Below are 18,759 nucleotides of genomic sequence, written 5' to 3' on the forward strand. Positions count from 1 at the left end.
ATTATTCCCGGTGATAAGGATGACCACTTAGGACCGTGTGGGCGCGATAGAGTTGCTCGGCGAGCATTACACGCACCATTCCATGTGGCATGGTGAGTTTGGAAAGACTGAATAACCACTGTGCCTGCGTCTTCAGTTGCGGGTATAAACCATCTGCGCCGCCTACCACCAGCGCCACATCGCGGCCCATTTCCTGCCAGCCTTTTAACTTGTCTGCCAATTGCAAGGTAGTCACGGCTTGACCGCGCTCATCCAGCGCCACCAGGTAATCCTTGCCGACCACTTCAAGAATGCGCCTGGCTTCCGCCTCTTGCACCACTTCGCTATTTTTTCCTGCTGCCCGTTTGTCAGGTTTGATTTCGATAATGCGGGTTTCAAGCTCGCGCGGCATGCGCTTTAAATACTCGGCACAAGCCGATTCAACCCAGTCGGGCATTTTATGTCCCACCGAGATGATATTCAGCTTCATACAGGGATGATGACGAAGATTGTGCTGGAGAAATTACTGTTTGCGTTCACACGCAAAACCTTGGTGTAAACAAAAACTCACTCCGGTTTTGATGTCCGGTGCAATGTGCACGTTCTTGTGCGCGTACATAGTGAGTAGGCAGATCGCTTAATTAAGCGGCGGAAGCAGCGCGGCGCGATTGCGATTCGCTCCACAATTGCTCAAGGTTGTAATAAGCGCGGGTGGCAGGCACCATCACATGAATAACGATCTCGCCCAGGTCAACCAGCACCCATTCACCGTCTTTTTCACCTTCAATGCCACGCGCATCAACGCCTTTTTCTTTCAGTTTCTCACGGACGTTATCCGCAATCGCCTTACATTGGCGGGTGGAATTACCGCTCGCTACAATCATGTAGCTGGTAACGGTGGTCATCTGACGCACATCCATTACCGTAATATCAAAGGCTTTAATATCTTCCAGCGCGTCGACAACGGCTGCTTTTATATCTTCAAGAGGGAGAGTTTTATCTATAGGTTGCATAGGCACATTCAATGGGTTCAGGCAGCTTGCGCCGGGATATGGTCTTTTTGTTCGACGACACGGTTGTGTGTATCGACATAGACCAGTTGTGGATGGTAGTTGGCCAATTCGGCTTCGGTGTATTGTGAATAGCTGGCGATGATGATCAGGTCATCCGGATCTGCTTTGTGCGCTGCGGCCCCATTGACTGAAATGACACCAGAGTGACGCTCAGCGCGAATCGCGTAGGTTGTAAACCGCTCGCCATTGTTGATATTGTAAATCTGGATCTGCTCATATTCATGTATATTGGCAGCTTCCAGCAAGGCTTCATCGATGGCGCAACTACCTTCGTAGTGCAGCTCGCTGTGCGTCACACGCACCCGATGCAGCTTTGATTTCAACATGGTTCTTTGCATTGCATCCCTTCAGTTAATTTCCGCCAGCGCGGAAAAGGTCGTAATTATAAAGTTATCAATAGCTTAGCGCAAAATAATTTTCATAAAACCGAGACGATTTCTCTAAAGATTGACTTCACAATTATCAATCAAACGGGTATTACCCAGTTTGGCCGCCGCCAGTATCACTAGTTCAGTTTTATCTGGGGATGGATCACTCAAATCCGTTTGGGAGCGGATATCTACATAATCTACCTGCCAGCCCTGTTTTTCCAGACTGGAAATGCTTTCCTGGCAAAGCGTAATATAATCACGCCTGCCATGTTTCAAGGCAGTTAGTATCTGCTGTAATTGTGCATATAACTGGGCCGCCTGATGCTTTTGTTCTGGTGTTAGATAGCTATTGCGGGAGCTCATCGCCAGGCCTGAAGATTCGCGCATGGTATCCACACCCAATATTTCAATGCCAAAATTAAGCTGGCGCACCATTGTGCGTATCACCATCAGTTGCTGGTAATCTTTTTTACCAAACACCGCCAGGTCAGGTTTAACCATATTGAATAATTTGGTCACCACCGTGGCGACGCCGGCAAAGTGGCCTGGACGGCTGGCTCCGCACAATATATCGGCTAAATGCGGTGGTTGCACAATCACCTGTTGCATTAAATCCTGCCCATTAAAGTCAGGGTACATTTCATCTACCGCAGGCGCAAACACGACATCTGCACCCACAGTACGTAACTGATCGCAATCGGCTTGCAGCGTACGCGGATAGCTGCCGAAATCTTCATTGGCACCGAATTGCAGTGGATTGACGAAAATACTGACTACCACGATATCGGCTCGGCCTTTAGCCTGGGTTACCAGCTGGCAATGCCCGGCATGCAAGTTACCCATGGTTGGCACAAAGCCAATACGCTTGCCTGCACAACCATCGAGGAAAGCGCGCAATTCGCGCAAAGTATGAAACAACTGCATGCTAGTGCTTATCCTTTAAAGGCTTAAGATCGCAGCAATATAACACAGCGCAGTTTGGCATTCGATGCTGTCAGCCAATTGACAAGCGGGCGAACCAACGCCTATAGTCGGTTATGCAATCTTGTATAAATAACAATTAGAGGAGTGTGAAGTTATGAGTGTGGCATCCGAATTCAAACAATTTGCGCTAAAAGGCAACGTCATGGATCTGGCAGTCGGTGTGATCATCGGCGGTGCATTTGGTAAAATCGTGGACTCCCTGGTCAATGATATTATCATGCCAGTGATCGGCAAGATTTTCGGTGGCTTCGATTTCAGTAATATGTATTTGCCGCTGAACGGGCAATCTGCCGACCTTGCCTTGGTAGAGGCAAAAAAACTGGGGGCTGTACTTGCTTATGGTAACTTTATTACCATTGTGCTCAATTTCATTATCCTGGCTTTTATCATCTTCCAGATGGTGAAATTCATGAATAGCCTGAAACAAGCAGAACCACCACCAGCACCAGCTGCTACGCCGGAAGACATTGTATTGCTACGTGAAATTCGCGATAGCCTGAAGAAGAAATAAACGATTCAGTATGCATCAACAATAAAGGGCGCCCAGGCGCCCTTTAATTTTCAACCTAAAATCTTAAGGTGTAGGTTGTATTTCATAAGTCTGGCCCGATGTCGCATCTGAACCATCATTATTCAAAAATACAATCACGCTCACCTGATCATCAATCAGATCCAGCTCCGTGGTCGGGTAATAAGCGCCCTGCGGATCCTTATTGATATTATGATAATGCCAGATAGAAGCCACTACACGACCACTGTCCTTTAGCTTCACATCTTCGGCGCGTGCGGGCTCGCCCAGCAACGCAATAATTTCAGAGCGCTTAAGCTTGCCAATGGCAGTGACAAAGCCTTGCTCGTCTTGCGGGAGTTTTTCAGTCGTATTACCCGCCAACACTGAAGTGCTTAAAGTAACCAGTGCCGACGTTGCCAAGAGGGTAAACCAGGATTGTGTTTTCATTTTAACGCTCCTTTTCAGATACTCAGGCAATCAAAACAAAAATTGGTTCGCACCAGTGAGGCACTCACACAATTTCTTTAAACAGATTCAATCGGGTAAACTTCTTCCGGCAACTGTTCGACCATCAATACATGTACCCGACGGCTATCTGCATGCACCACAGTTACACTGAGGTTACCTATGCGGATCTGCTCGCCTCGTTTAGGTAAATGGCCGAAATGATTAACCACCAGACCACCTACGGTAGAAAACTCTTCGTCGCTAAAGTCGGTACCAATCGTCTCATTTAGCTCGCCAATTTCAGTCAGCGCCTTGACACGGTATTTGCCGGCGTCTTGCAGAATAATGTTGCCTTCATCCTCGTCGTCGTCATATTCATCTTCAATATCGCCGACAATTTGCTCGAGTACATCTTCAATGGTGACCATACCTGCCACGCCACCATATTCATCCACCACGATGGCGATATGGTTGCGGTTGCTGCGAAACTCTTTCAACAGCACATTCAAGCGTTTGGATTCGGGAATAAACACTGCCGGACGCAGCATGTCCCGTAATTCAAAGGTTTGATTGGCGTAATAACGCAGCAAATCCTTGGCTAGAAGAATCCCTATCACATCGTTTTTATTATCTTCAATAACGGGGAAACGGGAGTGGGCTGTTTCAATGACAAATGGCAGAAAGGTCTCGGCGGGTTGCGCAATATCGATCACATCCATTTGTGAGCGTGGGATCATGACATCCCTGACCTGCATCTCGCTAACCTGCAGCACACCCTCAATCATGGCGAGAGAATCGCCATCCATCAGGTGATTTTCATAAGCCCCATGCAGCAACTCAACCAGCTGCTCGCGATCTTCTGGCTCGCGCAGAAGGAAATGACTTAATCTTTCTAATAAAGAGGGTTTATGGGACAACTTTTCCGGCTCAGAAGCCATATGTACTGCTGAAAACAGCATCCTGTATAAAGAGATGATTTAAGCATACATTAAAAACGATGAATATGTCACCTCCGGCCACTGGCCTACTGTGGATTTATGCCAGATTTAAGGTGGTTATTGGCACTTTTCGGCACAAATCTGCTAAATTATCTCGCTATGTTAAATCGCTTTTTTCTCCTGCTGGCTGCGCTGCGTGCATCGCTTATCTTTAAAATTGTTGCCGGATTACTTATTTTCTATTTTTTGTTCGCCTGGCTAGCTATTAATCCCCTGGCGAAATGGCTGCTACCTAAAATCGCCGAAACCCAATTGGCGAGTAAAGCCTCCGTTGAAAAAGTCATTTTTGATCCTTTCCGCCTGATAGCGACGATAGAGCACCTTGCGCTGGCTGAGAAAAGCGGCGCACCGTTAGCGTCTTTTGACAAATTGGTCGTAGATATGGAATTCAGCGGGCTGTTTAGCTGGGCCTGGAAAATGAAACATATCGAATTAACTGCACCCCAAGTGAACGTCCATATTTCCAAGCAAGGAAAACTCAACTGGTCAGACCTGATTGCCAAGCTTAACGAAGAGCCATCTCCGCCAGAAAAAGACCTGCCGCGTGTGATTATTGAAAATATTGATATTCGTAAAGGTGATATCGAATATCTGGATGACCAGCATTCAACACCGCTACAAGCCTCCTTAAAACCGCTGGACTTCGAACTGGATGGCTTCTCGACCTTGCCTGAAGACCGTGGTGATTACCTGATAGCCGCCAAACTGCCTTACCAGGGTGGGACGTTGAAGTGGAAAGGTAACTTTGGTGTTAATCCACTGGCATCGCAAGGCTCACTTGCCATAGAAGGGTTGAAAATTGCGAAACTCGTACAATGGGTGAACACTCAATCATGGCCATTTCAACCAGATGCAGGCACCTTTTCCAGTCAGTTAAACTATGATTTTTCACTACCAGACCAGCATCCTAAACTGTTAGTAGCTAATGCGACATTTGCGATTGATACCCTGGCGGGAAAACTGGCACAAGGTGATCGAGTAACATTCAACCAGATCAAGCTCTTGATCAGGCAATTTGCATTTACCCAGCCATCGCATACCACGATTACAACACAAGGCATTACCCTTAATCTTGATCAACTCAAGTTACAAAAACCGCAAGCAGAATTTACACTGGCCTCAGCCAATGCCACCTTACCCATGCTTGAGTTTACCGATAAGGACCATGCGCAAGTCACTTTTGAAAATCTCAACTTGCAATTTGCGCAATTGCTATTGCAGCATCAGCAAAAAAGTCTTTTCCAGCTCCCCGCATTATCTGTAGAGCAAGTCAGTCTGAATCTGGCCGAACGCCAGGCAGACGTCGGAAAAATATTGCTGGCGGATGGCAAATTTTCTGCAACCCATCACGCCAATGGCACACTGGATTGGCAGCAGGCATTAGCCACCGCAACCGCATCAAACACAGAACAAAAAGTGTCTGCAAATAAGGAAAAATCCGAGGCTACGCAAAAACCGGATGCCCCTTTCCATTTAAATATAGGCGAAGTTGCGCTAGAACATTGGCAACTCGCTTACCTGGACCAGCAGTTTGCGAAACCCTTGGAAGCGAATATCGCCGACTTTAACTTGCATCTGGCGCTAGACCAGCAAACAGACACACAGATAAAACAAATCAAGGCCGAAGCCAAGCAGCTCAGCGTGCAATCGGACAAGAAACCAGTCGCGCAACTGGGCAGTCTGGCGCTTACTGATGGTTCATTGGGATTGGCTCAACAAAAAATCAATCTGGGCGCCCTTCAACTTACCGGTCTCAAAACCAGTGTGATCAGGCAAGCTGACCAGCAGTTAAACTGGCAGGCATTACTTGCCCCGGCGGCTAAAATGGCAGAAGTCATGCCGACACAAGGAAACAGCATTTCTGTGCCAAGCAAGCCAAAAGCGACTACTTCTGCAGCATCGGAAAAATCTGCCTGGGCATTTGGTTTAAAACGTTTTACCTTGCAGCAGGCCGATATTCATATTGAAGACAATACCACCGCTACACCGGTGATATTGGATGTCGCAGATGGTAGCATTGAGCTTGCTGACCTGAGCCAGCAGATGACACGTGCATTACCGGTGAAAGCCGCTTTCAAAGTAAAGCAGGGCGGGCAGTTCAGCGCCCATGGCAAATTATCTCCTTCACCCTTTAAGACTGACTTGCAATTATCGCTGGTCGATTTATCACTCAAACCATTCGCTCCCTATATCCAGCAAGTCGCCTTGCTCAACTTGCAAGATGGAAGCGCCAGTATTCAGGGGAAACTTCAGAAAATCAGCAATGGTGCGACCACCTTTGATGGTGGATTCAATGTAAAAAATTGGTCACTGCTGGAAGAAGCCAGCCAGCAACCTTTTCTGCGTTGGGAATCATTGCAGGGAGATGGACTTGCCCTTTCGCTGGCACCTAACCGCCTGCAAATAAACACGCTAACGCTGAATAGCGCGCAAACAAAATTCATCATTTACCCTGACCGTAGCCTGAACATTTCCAAGGTCATGCGAACCTCGCCGACTACAGCCAGCAAACAAGCTGCCACCAAACCAGCCGGCAATGAGCCACCCGCGACAGCGGCTGACACTAAGCCAGCGAATACAAATAACCATTCACCGGACTTTCCTGTCAGCGTGGATACGGTACGTATCAATGGCGCCAAACTCGAATTCGCGGATTTGTCGTTACCACAACCTTTTGGGACCAACATCCACTCGCTTGGCGGAGTCATCAACGGCATTTCAACCAATCCCGTTGCAACAGCCCAGGTAGAGCTTGATGGCAAGGTCGATGAATATGGGGCAGCGCGTATTCAAGGGTCGTTGCAACCATTCAAAGCAACTGAGTTTACCGATATCAAACTGGCGTTTAGCAATCTTGATATGAACCGGCTCACACCCTACTCCGGCAAATTTGCCGGGCGCAAAATTGAATCCGGCAAACTATCTGTGGACCTCGAGTACAAAATCAAACAGCGCCAGTTGACGGGTGAAAACAAATTTGTGCTCAAGAAACTGACGTTAGGTGAAAAAATAGATAGCAAAGATGCGCCTGACCTGCCACTCGACCTTGCTATCGCGATCCTGGAAGACAGTGACGGTGTGATTGACCTGGATTTACCGATCAGCGGCAGCCTGGATGACCCTAAATTCAGCTACGGCGGTATTATGTGGAAAGCCTTTACCAACGTGCTGACTAAAATTGTGACCGCCCCATTCAGCGCATTAGGCAAACTGTTTGGCAGTAGCGAAAAACTCGAGGCTATTGTGTTTGAGGCAGGAAAATCTGCAATTTCGCCTCCGGAACTGGAAAAGCTGCACGCAGTGAGCAAAGCACTGGAAAAACGCCAGCAATTGAAATTAGGCATTATTCCTGGTTATGACTCGGCAGCGGATACCCGTGCCATCCAGGAAATGATGCTGCGCAAACAAGTCGCTGAAGAGATGGGCATACGTCTTGAAGCGGGGCAATCGGCTGGGCCAATAGACCTGAATAACCCAAAAGTACAATCAGCGTTAACAGCTTTGCACGATCGCCAGACTAATAAAGGCCTGCTCAAACGTCTGGCCGCCAAACTGGAAAAAGTACCCGAAGGTTTTTACCCTCAGGCGCAGGAAGCATTAACCACCAGTATTCAAGTCACGGAAACCGACTTGCAGAACCTGGCCAAATCCCGTGCAGACTCTATTCAGAAAACATTGCAAGAGGCGGGAGTCAGTGCGCAAAGAGTGACGTCAGCAACTCCCGTCACGGTCAAAGGGGATAGAAACCAGGTGCCAAGTAAATTGACACTGGATGTGATAAAAAATTAGCTGATGCTTCCGGATCAAGGTCATGAGAGTGCCCTTGATTGATTCGGTAGAAGAAGAATCTACATCACCAGCACAGTCAGTAGCTGCTGAAAAAACCTCAATGCCGGTGACAGGATCATACTTAATACGCCGGTAAATAACAGCGCAATCAAAATCAGCATACCGTAACGCTCTACCTTGGAAAATGCGATAGCTGCTCGCATCGGCAACAGACTCACAGCCATCCTGCCACCATCTAATGGGGGTAATGGCAATAAATTCAGTACTAACAGAACCAGGTTAATCTGAATGCCGGCAATACTCATTTGTGAGAGGAAATCCTGCGCTGACAGCGGAAACAGTTCAATCCTGGCAAGAATCAAACCCCAGCCTATCGCCATGACAAAGTTGGAGGCAGGCCCGGCCAATGCGACCCATAGCATATCTTTTTTAGGATGACGCAAATTAGCGAAATTCACCGGCACTGGCTTAGCCCAGCCAAACAACACGCCACCCAGCATCACGCTTAATGCAGGTAATAAAATAGTGCCGACAGGATCAATATGTTTAAACGGGTTCAGCGTAATCCTGCCCATACGCTCAGCCGTCAAATCCCCAAAATATTTTGCCGCATAGCCATGCGCGGCTTCATGCACGGTAATCGCGAACAAGATGGGTAATGCATAAGCTGCGATTTTTTGTATGACGGTTAATTCCATTTGATTTCAAATTCCTAAGTTCTGACCTAGTCAAGGCCAGGGAGCAACACCGGCACGTACCAGCTCAGGTGGGTCCTGGGTCAAGTCCAGCACTGTCGTAGCGCCGACATGCGCAATATCGCTGTCTATCACCGCATCGACCTGGTGCTCCAGTGTCTCGCGTATTTCCCAGCCGACCGACATCGGCACATCATCGCCAGGCAATTGCAAGGTCATGCTTATTAAAGGCATATTCAACGACTCAAGCAATGCTTGCGTGACGATATGCCTGGGTACGCGTAATCCTATGGTGCTGCGTTTAGGGTGCTGCAGGCGGCGAGGCACTTCGCGACTGGCTTCCAGCAAAAAGGTATAAGCGCCGGGAGTCAAGGCTTTGAGTAAACGGAACTGGCTGTTATTTACTTTGGCATAGGTGCCAATCTCGGCCAGGTCGCGGCAGATTAAAGTAAACGGATGGTCATCATCCACGCCGCGCATGCGCCGGATACGCGTTTGTGCGTCCTTAAACTCCATCGAGCAGACCAGTGCATAACTGGAATCTGTCGTGCAGGCAATCACACCGCCCTGCTGTATCAACTGGGCTGCCTGCTGGATCAATCTGGTCTGCGGATTTTCCGCATGAATGATGAAATATTGTGCCATCGTAACTATTGCAGCAGGCTTGCTTCCGGCCAATCCTGCCAGACAGGCACGCAGCCGGCTGGCAGATCCGGCAAACGCCCCATTTCCATGTAGGACATACCAGGCCCATGGTAATCAGACCCTTGTGAAGCTTTCAGGTCAAAACGGTGCGCAAGTTTGGCAAACTGTGCATATTGTGGTGGCTGATGGCTACCAGTGACCACTTCCAGCGCTACACCCCCTTGATCCCTGAACTCATTCAATAGCAAATGCATATTGACGAAACCCAGGTCATATCTGCCCGGATGCGCCAGCACCGCTTGGCCACCGCTATCTTTAATCAGCGTCAGCGCCTCTTGGAGGCTCATCCACTCATGATTCACATAGCCAGGCTTGCCTTTAACCATGTATTTTTTAAACACGGATTTAATGTTTTTTGCGTGCCCCTGTTTCACCAGGAACTGGGCAAAATGGCTACGCGTCATTACGCTATTGCCGGATATTTCCCGTGCACCCTCATAGGCATTGGCAATACCGGCCTTCGCCAGCCCCTCGGCTATCTGGCGGGCACGCGCATCGCGTCCCTCCCGCACTCTGGCAAAAGCCTCCAGCAGTGCAGGATGTTGAGGATTAACGCGCAATCCGACGATATGCAAAGTTCGTTTTTTCCAGGTGGCTGAAATCTCAACCCCATCAATCAAATGAATGCCATGCTGCTCGGCGGCCACACGTGCACGTGCCAGCCCACTCACTTCATCATGATCGGTCAATGCCAGCACACGTACACCTTTGCTGGCGGCGTGAGCCACAAGCTCTTCAGGCGAAAGCAAACCATCAGACATGGTTGAGTGGCAATGCAAATCGATGGGGACTGTCATGATTGATGATAATGCTGATTCGGTAATTGGGAGGAAACTTCGCCTGTTCTGACCTTCGTTAGGAAACGAACTTTGCAATTCGACAGAAATCATAGCAAAATAGTGCCCTCACAGATAGCAGGAATTCAGTCACCTGATCCCACATGCAAGTCATTATCGATTTATTGCCCGTCATCCTCTTTTTTATAGCCTATAAAAAAGCAGGTATTTTTGTAGCCACCTCTGTTGCTATTATCAGCACATTAGTACTCATGCTGGTCGTGTGGCTAAAGCGCGGCAAAATTGACAAGATGCTGATGATTAATGGCGCGGTAATCACAGTGCTTGGCGGCATTACCTTATTGCTGCACGATAAAACCTACATCATGTGGAAGCCAACCGTGATTTACTGGATAGGCGCACTGGCACTTTTATCCAGCCGCTACATTTTCCAGAACAACCTGATCGCCCGCATGCTGGGCAAAATCATCGCCCCGCCAAATAATGTATGGGATAAGCTAAACCTGTGCTGGGTACTCTTTTTAGTAGGTTTGGGCAGTTTAAACCTGTACGTGGCTTTTCATTATGATGAGAATGCCTGGGTAAATTTCAAATTATTCGGCACGACCAGCATCATGTTCATATTCATTATTTCGCAGGTGTTTGTGCTAAAAGATTATTGGATAGAGCACACACCGCCTGCCTGAGAAAACTGACGGATAGTCCTTATGTTATACATGATTTACGCCCAGGATAATGCCAACAGCCTGCCGTTGCGCCTGCAGCACAGGCCTGCCCACCTGGAGCGCCTGCAGCAGTTGCAAGCCGAAGGCCGCTTGGTACTGGCAGGCCCGTTACCTGCCATTGATAATATAGACCCGGGCGAAGCCGGTTTTAGCGGCAGCCTGATCGTGGCAGAATTTGAGTCATTACAGGCCGCTACCGAATGGGCTGACAACGACCCTTTCAGGCATGCAGGCGTCTATGGCAACATTGTAGTGAACCCTTTCCGCAAGACGTTGCCATAATGCTGCAAACTGAAATTACACAACGTCTGCAAGCACTTCAGCCCGAACAACTCGACATCGAAGACGACAGTGCTTTGCACAAAGGACACGCAGGAAACACGGGCGGCGGGCACTTTACCATCACGGTGAAAAGCTCGCTATTTTCAGGAAAATCACAGATAATGCGCCATCGCATGGTATATCAATGCTTGCAAGATTTGATGACTCATCGCATACATGCGCTCAGTATCAACGCATTATCCACTGATGAGTCATCTGATTGAAACAATTCTGTTTTTTAATATTGCACCATTTCGTTTTTTAAGGATATTGCATGAAATTTTTGAAAATGATGTTGGCGATTGCATGCTTCAGCGCATTGCCACATGCTTACGCAGCTGATGCTGATGCCATCGCTACTGTTAACGGTAAACCAATCAAGAAAACCTGGGTTGAGTTTATCTTAAGAGATGCTGAAGCACGTACTGGCCAAAAAGCCAACGATGGCATGAAAGCCGCTGTCGTGAATGAACTGGTAGGTTCTGAACTGGCTTACCAGGAAGCGCAAAAAGCAGGCATTGATAAACAGCCTGACTTTATCGCGAGTGAAGAACTGGCTCGTCGCAAACTGTTGGTAAATGCGTTCCTGGCTGATTTCATCAGAAAAAACCCAGTGACTGAAGCCGAGAAAAAAGAAGGTTACGAGCAGTACAAAAAAGAGCTGGGTGACAAGGAATACAACGCACGCCACATCCTGGTTAAAACCGATGCTGAAGCAAAAGCGATTATTGCAGACCTGAAAAAAGGCACTGACTTTGCCAAGATTGCCAAAGAGAAATCATTGGACCCAGGCTCTAAAGAAAAAGGCGGCGACTTGGGCTGGTTCTCTCCAGCTGGCATGGTTAAACCATTTGCAGACGCATTGCTAGTCTTGAAAAAAGGCGAAACAACACCTGAGCCGGTTCAGTCTCAATTCGGCTGGCACGTAATCAAACTGGTCGATACACGTGCATTGCAAGTGCCTCCTTTTGACAAAGTTAAAGAAGGCATTGAGCGTACGATTCAGCAGCGCAAGCTGGAAAAATACATGTTGAGCCTGAAAGACAAAGCGAAAATTGAAGTTTCGGGTGTTGAGAAAAAAACCCCTTAATCATTTCAGTGTTGATGAGTTAAAAGCCAGCCCATGCTGGCTTTTACTTTTTAATGTGCCTGTAAATTGCAGTAATCGCCATTTAAGGTTTTACTCTCCTCTGGGTTCTGCGATAAAATCAAGAATTGTTCTCATTTGCAGGCTTGCTTAGCCCCTATGCAACTCAACGCACTCAAACCCGGTGAATCCGCAATCATCAATGGCATCCAGGCCGAACAGGCACTGGTACAACGCCTGCATGCCTTAGGATTTCGCCCGGGAAAGCAGGTGCAAGTTGTCCGCCAGGCCGCCTTCAACGGACCTTTACATATCCGTATAGGCTCAACGGATGTAGTGATCCGCGTGCAAGATGCGCAGGCCATTCATTTAGCTAACCCTTCACCTGAATCCTTGTCCGCATGAAACGTGTTGCTCTACTCGGCATGCCCAACACGGGCAAATCCACCTTGTTTAATCGATTAAGCGGTGCCTCGGCACGCGTCGGCAACTGGCCAGGAATGACAGTAGACCTGTTGAGCGCCAAAATTTTACTTGGCGGCCATGTTGCTGAACTAGTAGATTTACCTGGCCTGTATGATCTGCACGGGTTTTCAGATGATGAAGAAGTCGTCAGGCATTTCCTTAGTAATCATCCGATCGACCTGGCGCTGATTATCCTCAACAGCGCGCAGATTGACCGGCAACTCTCTCTAGCTTTGCAGATCCGCGCATTGGGTTTACCAACCGTGTTGCTACTGAATATGGAAGACGAAGCGAAACGCGCTGGCATCACCATAGACACCAAGCAGATGAGCCAGGAACTTGGCATGCCGGTGCTGACTATCAGCGCCAAATACGGCAGCGGTTGCCCGGAAGCTTTGCAATTGGCAGCCAGAGTGCTTGAAAAAAAAGCACCTGCAAGCGACCCCCAGCTGATTGCTACTCAGCTGCAAGCCGACAATGCCGTCGAACAGGAAATGCAACGCATTATTGACCGTTCGGTGCAAATGCCTTTGCAGCTGAATACATCGACGACTGATCGCATTGACCGTGTGCTCCTGCACCCGTGGTTTGGTTTACCGTTATTTTTTCTCGCTATTTTTCTGTTATTCCAGTTTATTTTCACCATAGGTGCTCCGTTACAGGATGCCACTGCCTGGATTTTTGACACTTTACGGGGTGAAATACTGGATCCGGCATTGTCAGGACTGCCAACATGGCTCAATGGATTATTACTGGACGGGCTTTATACTGGCCTGAGCACGGTCGCCGCTTTTGTGCCGATTATTGTGCTGTTTTTCCTGGTGATGAGTATGGTGGAAGATAGCGGCTATCTCTCCCGAGCTGCTTTCCTCATGGATACATTGATGGCCAAAATGGGGCTGGATGGACGTGGCTTCGTGATGGTACTGATGGGGTTTGGCTGTAACGTACCGGCGCTGATGGGCACCCGTGTCATGCGTAGCCGCCCTATGCGCCTGCTGACCATGCTGACGATACCCTTGTCCCTGTGTTCTGCACGTTTGCAGGTATTCCTGTTTATGATCGCCATACTCTTCCCTCCTTCACAGGCAGCAATGGCGCTGTTCTCGCTATATATGGTGAGTTTTTTCACTATTTTTCTCACTGCCATCCTGTTCAAACAGAAATTTGTCAGTAGTGAACCGTTTGTGCTCGAATTACCTCCATATCGTTTCCCTACGCCAAATCAAATCTGGATACGTGGCTGGCAGGAAGTCAAACATTTCCTCTATCGCGCTACTAAATTTATCGTCATCGGGGTGTTGATGGTCTGGCTGTTAACGCATTTGCCTACCACGGCAGTCCCGGCAAGCTCAGAAACCTGGGCCGGCAGCATAGGTCGCTTTTTTGCGCCGGTGCTTGACCCGATCGGCATTGATAATCACCTGGCGATTGCGCTTATATTTGGTTTTGTCGCCAAAGAGATTGTCGTGGGTTCGCTGGCCGTGATTTATGGTTTACAGGGAGATGCGCTTAGCCATCAGATCGCCGCCAATATTGATTGGGTACAAGGCATGAGTTTTATGCTGTTTACACTGATTTATACGCCGTGCCTGTCAACCATTGCCACCTTGCGGTCAGAAAGCAAAAGCCGCGGATTTATGTGGCTTTCGCTTGGCTGGTCACTTGGCCTGGCGTGGCTCATCAGCCTGGCTTTCTATCAAGGCGTTCGCGCACTTGGCTATTAATCAGCCAAAAGCTGCATTTAAACTCCAATTGATCCAGACAATTTCACGGCAACTCGTGGGTTGCTGTTTTTAACCGGCGCTTGTTTTTGGCACTGCGGGACTGTTCACTTTCTGCTAAAATAGCGGTTTGAATTTTCACCGAAAAATCCACTCGCCTCATGTCTAATCAAGCGCAATTTTTAAGCCTGCGCGGCAGTGCCGCCCTCTCCCAGTTCCGTCTCGATAAACTCTATAGCACACTCAAAGTCAGCGCCCCGAATATTGCGCATATTGCTACGGAGTTTGTGCATTTTGCTTTTAGCGAAAATGCATTAAGCGCGGCAGAGCAAGATACCCTTCAGCAGATTTTGACCTACGGCCCACAAACCAAAGCCGAGACTGCCGCCGGCGAATTGTTGCTGGTGATTCCACGCATAGGCACCATTTCACCATGGGCTTCCCGTGCCACAGACATCGCGTACAACTGTGGTTTGCACTTATTGCGCCTTGAACGTGGTATTGCCTATTTTGTCACCACCCGCGATGGACAGCCACTGACGGACGCTGAAAAACAGGCTTTGCGTGCAGTGATACAAGACCGCATGACTGAAACGGTGATTTACAGCGTGGCAGATGCCGAAAAGCTGTATCACCATGCCGACCCGAAACCATTAGCAAGCATTGATATCCTGGCCGGTGGTAAGGCAGCCCTCGAAGCCGCCAATAATGAAATGGGCCTGGCACTGTCTCCGGACGAAGTGGATTACCTGCTTGAGAACTACCTTAAAATGGGCCGCAACCCGACCGATGTCGAGTTGATGATGTTTGCGCAGGCCAACTCCGAGCATTGCCGCCATAAAATCTTTAATGCCGACTGGGTGATCGACGGTGTACAACAAGAGCTGTCGCTATTTAATATGATCCGCAACACGCATAAGCTGAACCCGGGCACGACCGTGGTCGCTTATTCGGATAACAGCTCGATTGTGCAAGGCCAGAAAACCAAACGCTTTTACCCATCTGCCGACCGCAGCTACCAGTTCGTTGAAGATGACATGCACTACCTGATGAAGGTAGAAACCCATAACCACCCGACCGCCATTTCACCCTTTGCAGGGGCTGCCACTGGCGCCGGCGGCGAAATTCGTGATGAAGGTGCTACCGGTATCGGCTCCAAACCCAAAGCAGGCCTGGCTGGATTCTCGGTTTCCAACCTCAACCTGCCTGACTTTGAGCAACCCTGGGAGTCGAACTACGGTAAACCTGGCCGTATCGCCAGCCCCTTGCAAATCATGATCGACGGCCCATTAGGCGGTGCAGCGTACAACAACGAATTTGGCCGTCCTAATATTGCCGGCTACTTCCGTACGTTTGAGCTGGAAACCACTGGTGTCGACGGCAATGCTGAGGTCCGCGGCTACCATAAACCGATTATGCTGGCCGGTGGTGTCGGTAACATTTCCGGTAGCCATAGCCATAAAAACACTATTCCTGCGGGCGCAGCGCTTATTCAGCTAGGCGGCCCTGCCATGCTGATTGGCCTCGGCGGTGGTGCGGCATCCAGCATGGATACGGGGTCCAACACTGAAAACCTGGACTTTGACTCAGTGCAACGCGGCAACCCTGAATTACAGCGTCGTGCCCAGGAAGTCATTGACCGTTGCTGGCAGTTGGGCGACAAAAATCCGATTGTAAGCATTCACGATGTCGGTGCCGGCGGTATCTCCAACGCTTTTCCTGAGTTGGTTAACGATGCCAAAGTCGGTGCGATATTCCAGTTGCGCGATGTGCATAATGAAGAACCGGGCATGGCTCCACGTGAATTGTGGAGTAACGAAGCGCAAGAACGTTATGTGCTGGCAGTGACCCAGGATCAGTTGCCATTATTTGAAGAAATTTGTGCCCGCGAACGCTGCCCATTTGCGGTGGTGGGCATTGCAACTGCTGAACGTCATTTGACGGTGGAAGATAGCCACTTTGCCAATAAACCTGTGGATATGGATTTATCCGTATTGCTGGGCAAACCACCAAAAATGTTGCGTGATGTGAAGTCTAGCCAAAAAACTTTATCTGCATTTGATACCAGCAAGATTGATTTACAAGAGGCTGTTGCCCGGGTATTGCGTTTGCCTGGCGTGGCCGACAAAACTTTCCTGATTACCATTGGTGACCGTACGGTCACTGGCCTGATTGCGCGCGACCAGATGGTCGGCCCATGGCAAGTGCCTGTCAGCAATGTCGCTGTGACGTGTGCCGGTTACGAAACCAACGAAGGTGAAGCGTTTGCCATCGGCGAAAAAGCGCCTTTGGCATTGCTAGATGCGCCAGCTTCCGGCCGTATGGCGATTGGTGAAGCGATTACCAATATTGCCGCCGCTTCAATTAGCGACATCGGCAACCTGAAACTTTCCGCGAACTGGATGGCACCCGCGGGCCACCCGGGTGAAGATGCTGCCTTATACGAAACGGTAAAAACGGTGGGGATGGAGTTATGCCCTGCCCTTGGCATCAGTATCCCGGTGGGTAAAGATTCCATGAGCATGAAAACAGTGTGGAATGAAGATGGCCAGAACAAAGCCGTCACTTCACCCATTTCACTGGTGATTTCAGCGTTCGCCAATACTTCAGATGTGCGCAAAACACTGACGCCACAATTGCGTACCGATCTCGGTGACAGTGAATTAATCCTGATTGACCTGGGTAATGGCAAAAACCGCATGGGTGGCTCGTCACTGGCGCAAGTGTATAGCCAGCTAGGCGACACGGTGCCGGATGTAGATCAGCCTTCACAGTTGAAAGCATTTTTTACCGCCATCCAGCAATTGAATGCTGATGGCAAACTGCTGGCTTACCATGACCGTTCTGATGGCGGCCTGTATGTGACTTTGGCAGAGATGGCGTTTGCCGGTCATTGTGGCTTAACTGTGGATTTGAGCAAGCTGCCGGGCGACAGCATCAGCGTATTGTTTAATGAAGAACTGGGTGCCGTACTGCAAGTGCGCGCAGCTGAAGCTGCAGACATTAGCAGCCTGTTGCAACAAAATTTGGGCAGTAGCGTTCACCGTATAGGCAACGTTAACAATGGTCACGACATTGTGATCAAGCATGGCGCCACTCACTACCAGGCCGCTCGTATAGACCTGCATCGCATGTGGTCTGAAACCACTTACCGGATGCAAAGCCTGCGTGACAATCCAGCCTGTGCGCAGCAAGAATACAACCGTATCCTGAATGCAGGTGATGTAGGCCTGCATGCAAAGTTAACGTTTGATATCAACGACAATATTGCCGCGTCTTATATCAATACCGGCAAACGCCCGAATATGGCGATCTTGCGCGAGCAAGGTGTGAATGGCCAGACTGAAATGGCCGCAGCATTTGATCGTGCCGGGTTTAACAGCGTTGATGTGCATATGAGCGACGTCATCAGTGGCCGCGTGTCACTGAAGGACTTCGCTGGATTGGTGGCCTGTGGTGGCTTCTCGTATGGCGACGTGCTTGGTGCCGGTGAAGGCTGGGCAAAATCCATCCTGTTCAACAACCGTGCGCGCGATGAATTCAGCGGCTTCTTCAACCGAGGTGACACGTTTGCACTAGGCGTGTGTAACGGTTGCCAGATGATGAGCAACCTGCACAGCATTATTCCTGGCGCTGACCTCTGGCCGCATTTTGTGCGCAATAAATCAGAACAATTCGAGGCACGCTTTGCGCTGGTAGAGATTTTAAGCTCGCCATCCATCTTTTTTGATGGCATGGCAGGCAGCCGTATGCCGATTGCTGTGGCCCATGGTGAAGGATTTACGGAATTTACTGATGCCAACGCTGTCACAAATGTGCTAAAACAGCAGCTGGCAAGTGTGCGTTTTGTGGATCATGCGTCAACGCCGACGGAAGTCTATCCGTTTAACCCTAACGGTTCCGCCCAGGGGTTGACCGGATTCACCACTCCGGATGGGCGTTTCAGTATCATGATGCCACATCCGGAACGCGTGTTCAGGACTGTGCAGAACTCATGGCATCCGGATGACTGGCAGGAAGATAGCCCGTGGATGCGTATGTTCCGCAACGCCCGCAAGTTTGTTGCTTAAGCAATAAAGCAAAGTTGT

18 protein-coding genes are annotated in these 18,759 nt (G+C 49.2%); 9 read left to right on the top strand and 9 right to left on the bottom strand.

Going from position 1 to position 18,759, the window contains the following annotated elements; translation table 11 throughout:
* Position 1 precedes the first annotated feature (1 nt).
* The 4 genes from rlmH to panC form a co-directional block, all read right to left on the bottom strand.
* Positions 2–469: a 23S rRNA (pseudouridine(1915)-N(3))-methyltransferase RlmH gene (gene rlmH / locus ASG24_RS02980; protein ID WP_055867653.1), complete on the bottom strand. Its 468-nt coding sequence runs from the start codon at positions 467–469 to the stop codon at positions 2–4.
* 151 nt (positions 470–620) lie between these two features.
* On the bottom strand, positions 621–992 hold the full coding sequence (gene rsfS, locus ASG24_RS02985) for a ribosome silencing factor (protein ID WP_055826162.1): 372 nt from the start codon (positions 990–992) through the stop codon (positions 621–623).
* 17 nt (positions 993–1,009) lie between these two features.
* A complete protein-coding gene (gene panD, locus ASG24_RS02990; RefSeq protein WP_055826164.1) occupies positions 1,010–1,390 on the bottom strand; it encodes an aspartate 1-decarboxylase in 381 nt (126 codons plus the stop codon).
* Between the two features lie 102 nt (positions 1,391–1,492).
* Positions 1,493–2,347, bottom strand: a complete 855-nt coding sequence (gene panC, locus ASG24_RS02995; RefSeq protein WP_055867656.1) for a pantoate--beta-alanine ligase — start codon at positions 2,345–2,347, stop codon at positions 1,493–1,495.
* Positions 2,348–2,501: 154 nt separating this feature from the next.
* Between panC and mscL the strand changes: the two genes are divergently transcribed.
* A complete protein-coding gene (gene mscL, locus ASG24_RS03000) occupies positions 2,502–2,918 on the top strand; it encodes a large conductance mechanosensitive channel protein MscL (protein WP_055867659.1) in 417 nt (138 codons plus the stop codon).
* A 63-nt stretch (positions 2,919–2,981) separates the two neighbouring features.
* Here mscL and ASG24_RS03005 read toward each other — a convergent pair whose 3' ends face one another.
* Together ASG24_RS03005 and ASG24_RS03010 are read right to left on the bottom strand one after the other, a co-directional pair.
* Complete coding sequence (locus ASG24_RS03005) at positions 2,982–3,365, bottom strand: hypothetical protein (protein WP_055867662.1); 384 nt, start codon at positions 3,363–3,365, stop codon at positions 2,982–2,984.
* Positions 3,366–3,442: 77 nt separating this feature from the next.
* Entirely contained in the window at positions 3,443–4,303 is an 861-nt protein-coding gene (locus ASG24_RS03010; protein WP_055826173.1) for an HlyC/CorC family transporter, read from the bottom strand.
* Positions 4,304–4,462: 159 nt separating this feature from the next.
* Between ASG24_RS03010 and ASG24_RS03015 the strand changes: the two genes are divergently transcribed.
* Entirely contained in the window at positions 4,463–8,152 is a 3,690-nt protein-coding gene (locus tag ASG24_RS03015; protein ID WP_055867665.1) for a DUF748 domain-containing protein, read from the top strand.
* Positions 8,153–8,211: 59 nt separating this feature from the next.
* Here the strand turns inward: ASG24_RS03015 and ASG24_RS03020 are convergent, their stop codons facing one another.
* From ASG24_RS03020 to ASG24_RS03030, 3 genes are read right to left on the bottom strand one after another with little or no spacing between them, the layout of a single operon-like run.
* The gene (locus tag ASG24_RS03020) at positions 8,212–8,850 is read right to left on the bottom strand and encodes a site-2 protease family protein (RefSeq protein ID WP_055826177.1); all 639 of its coding nucleotides are present in this window, start codon (positions 8,848–8,850) and stop codon (positions 8,212–8,214) included.
* Positions 8,851–8,880: 30 nt separating this feature from the next.
* On the bottom strand, positions 8,881–9,492 hold the full coding sequence (locus ASG24_RS03025; protein WP_055867667.1) for an L-threonylcarbamoyladenylate synthase: 612 nt from the start codon (positions 9,490–9,492) through the stop codon (positions 8,881–8,883).
* 5 nt (positions 9,493–9,497) lie between these two features.
* Positions 9,498–10,349, bottom strand: coding sequence for a 3',5'-nucleoside bisphosphate phosphatase (locus tag ASG24_RS03030; protein ID WP_055867670.1), 852 nt, complete (start codon positions 10,347–10,349; stop codon positions 9,498–9,500).
* 143 nt (positions 10,350–10,492) lie between these two features.
* On the opposite strand from ASG24_RS03030, the gene ASG24_RS03035 reads away from it, so the two are divergent.
* The 7 genes from ASG24_RS03035 to purL all read left to right on the top strand — a co-directional run bounded on the left by ASG24_RS03035 (position 10,493) and on the right by purL (position 18,741).
* Entirely contained in the window at positions 10,493–11,035 is a 543-nt protein-coding gene (locus ASG24_RS03035; protein ID WP_055826184.1) for a septation protein A, read from the top strand.
* Positions 11,036–11,056: 21 nt separating this feature from the next.
* Positions 11,057–11,356 carry a YciI family protein gene (locus ASG24_RS03040; protein ID WP_055867673.1) on the top strand — a complete coding sequence of 100 codons (300 nt, stop codon included), beginning with the start codon at positions 11,057–11,059 and terminating at the stop codon, positions 11,354–11,356.
* A complete protein-coding gene (locus tag ASG24_RS03045) occupies positions 11,356–11,619 on the top strand; it encodes a BolA family transcriptional regulator (RefSeq protein WP_055867676.1) in 264 nt (87 codons plus the stop codon). Before ASG24_RS03040 ends, ASG24_RS03045 begins: the two co-directional genes overlap by 1 nt.
* A gap of 50 nt (positions 11,620–11,669) precedes the next feature.
* Complete coding sequence (locus tag ASG24_RS03050) at positions 11,670–12,485, top strand: peptidylprolyl isomerase (protein ID WP_055867679.1); 816 nt, start codon at positions 11,670–11,672, stop codon at positions 12,483–12,485.
* A gap of 156 nt (positions 12,486–12,641) precedes the next feature.
* Positions 12,642–12,887, top strand: a complete 246-nt coding sequence (locus ASG24_RS03055; RefSeq protein ID WP_055826191.1) for a FeoA family protein — start codon at positions 12,642–12,644, stop codon at positions 12,885–12,887.
* Complete coding sequence (gene feoB, locus ASG24_RS03060) at positions 12,884–14,674, top strand: ferrous iron transport protein B (RefSeq protein ID WP_055867683.1); 1,791 nt, start codon at positions 12,884–12,886, stop codon at positions 14,672–14,674. The genes ASG24_RS03055 and feoB overlap by 4 nt, the downstream gene beginning before the upstream one ends.
* A gap of 158 nt (positions 14,675–14,832) precedes the next feature.
* Positions 14,833–18,741, top strand: coding sequence for a phosphoribosylformylglycinamidine synthase (purL, locus tag ASG24_RS03065; protein ID WP_055867687.1), 3,909 nt, complete (start codon positions 14,833–14,835; stop codon positions 18,739–18,741).
* The last annotated feature ends 18 nt before the right edge of the window (positions 18,742–18,759 follow it).

The sequence above is a fragment of the Methylophilus sp. Leaf414 genome, from assembly GCF_001425425.1.
GTDB lineage: Bacteria > Pseudomonadota > Gammaproteobacteria > Burkholderiales > Methylophilaceae > Methylophilus.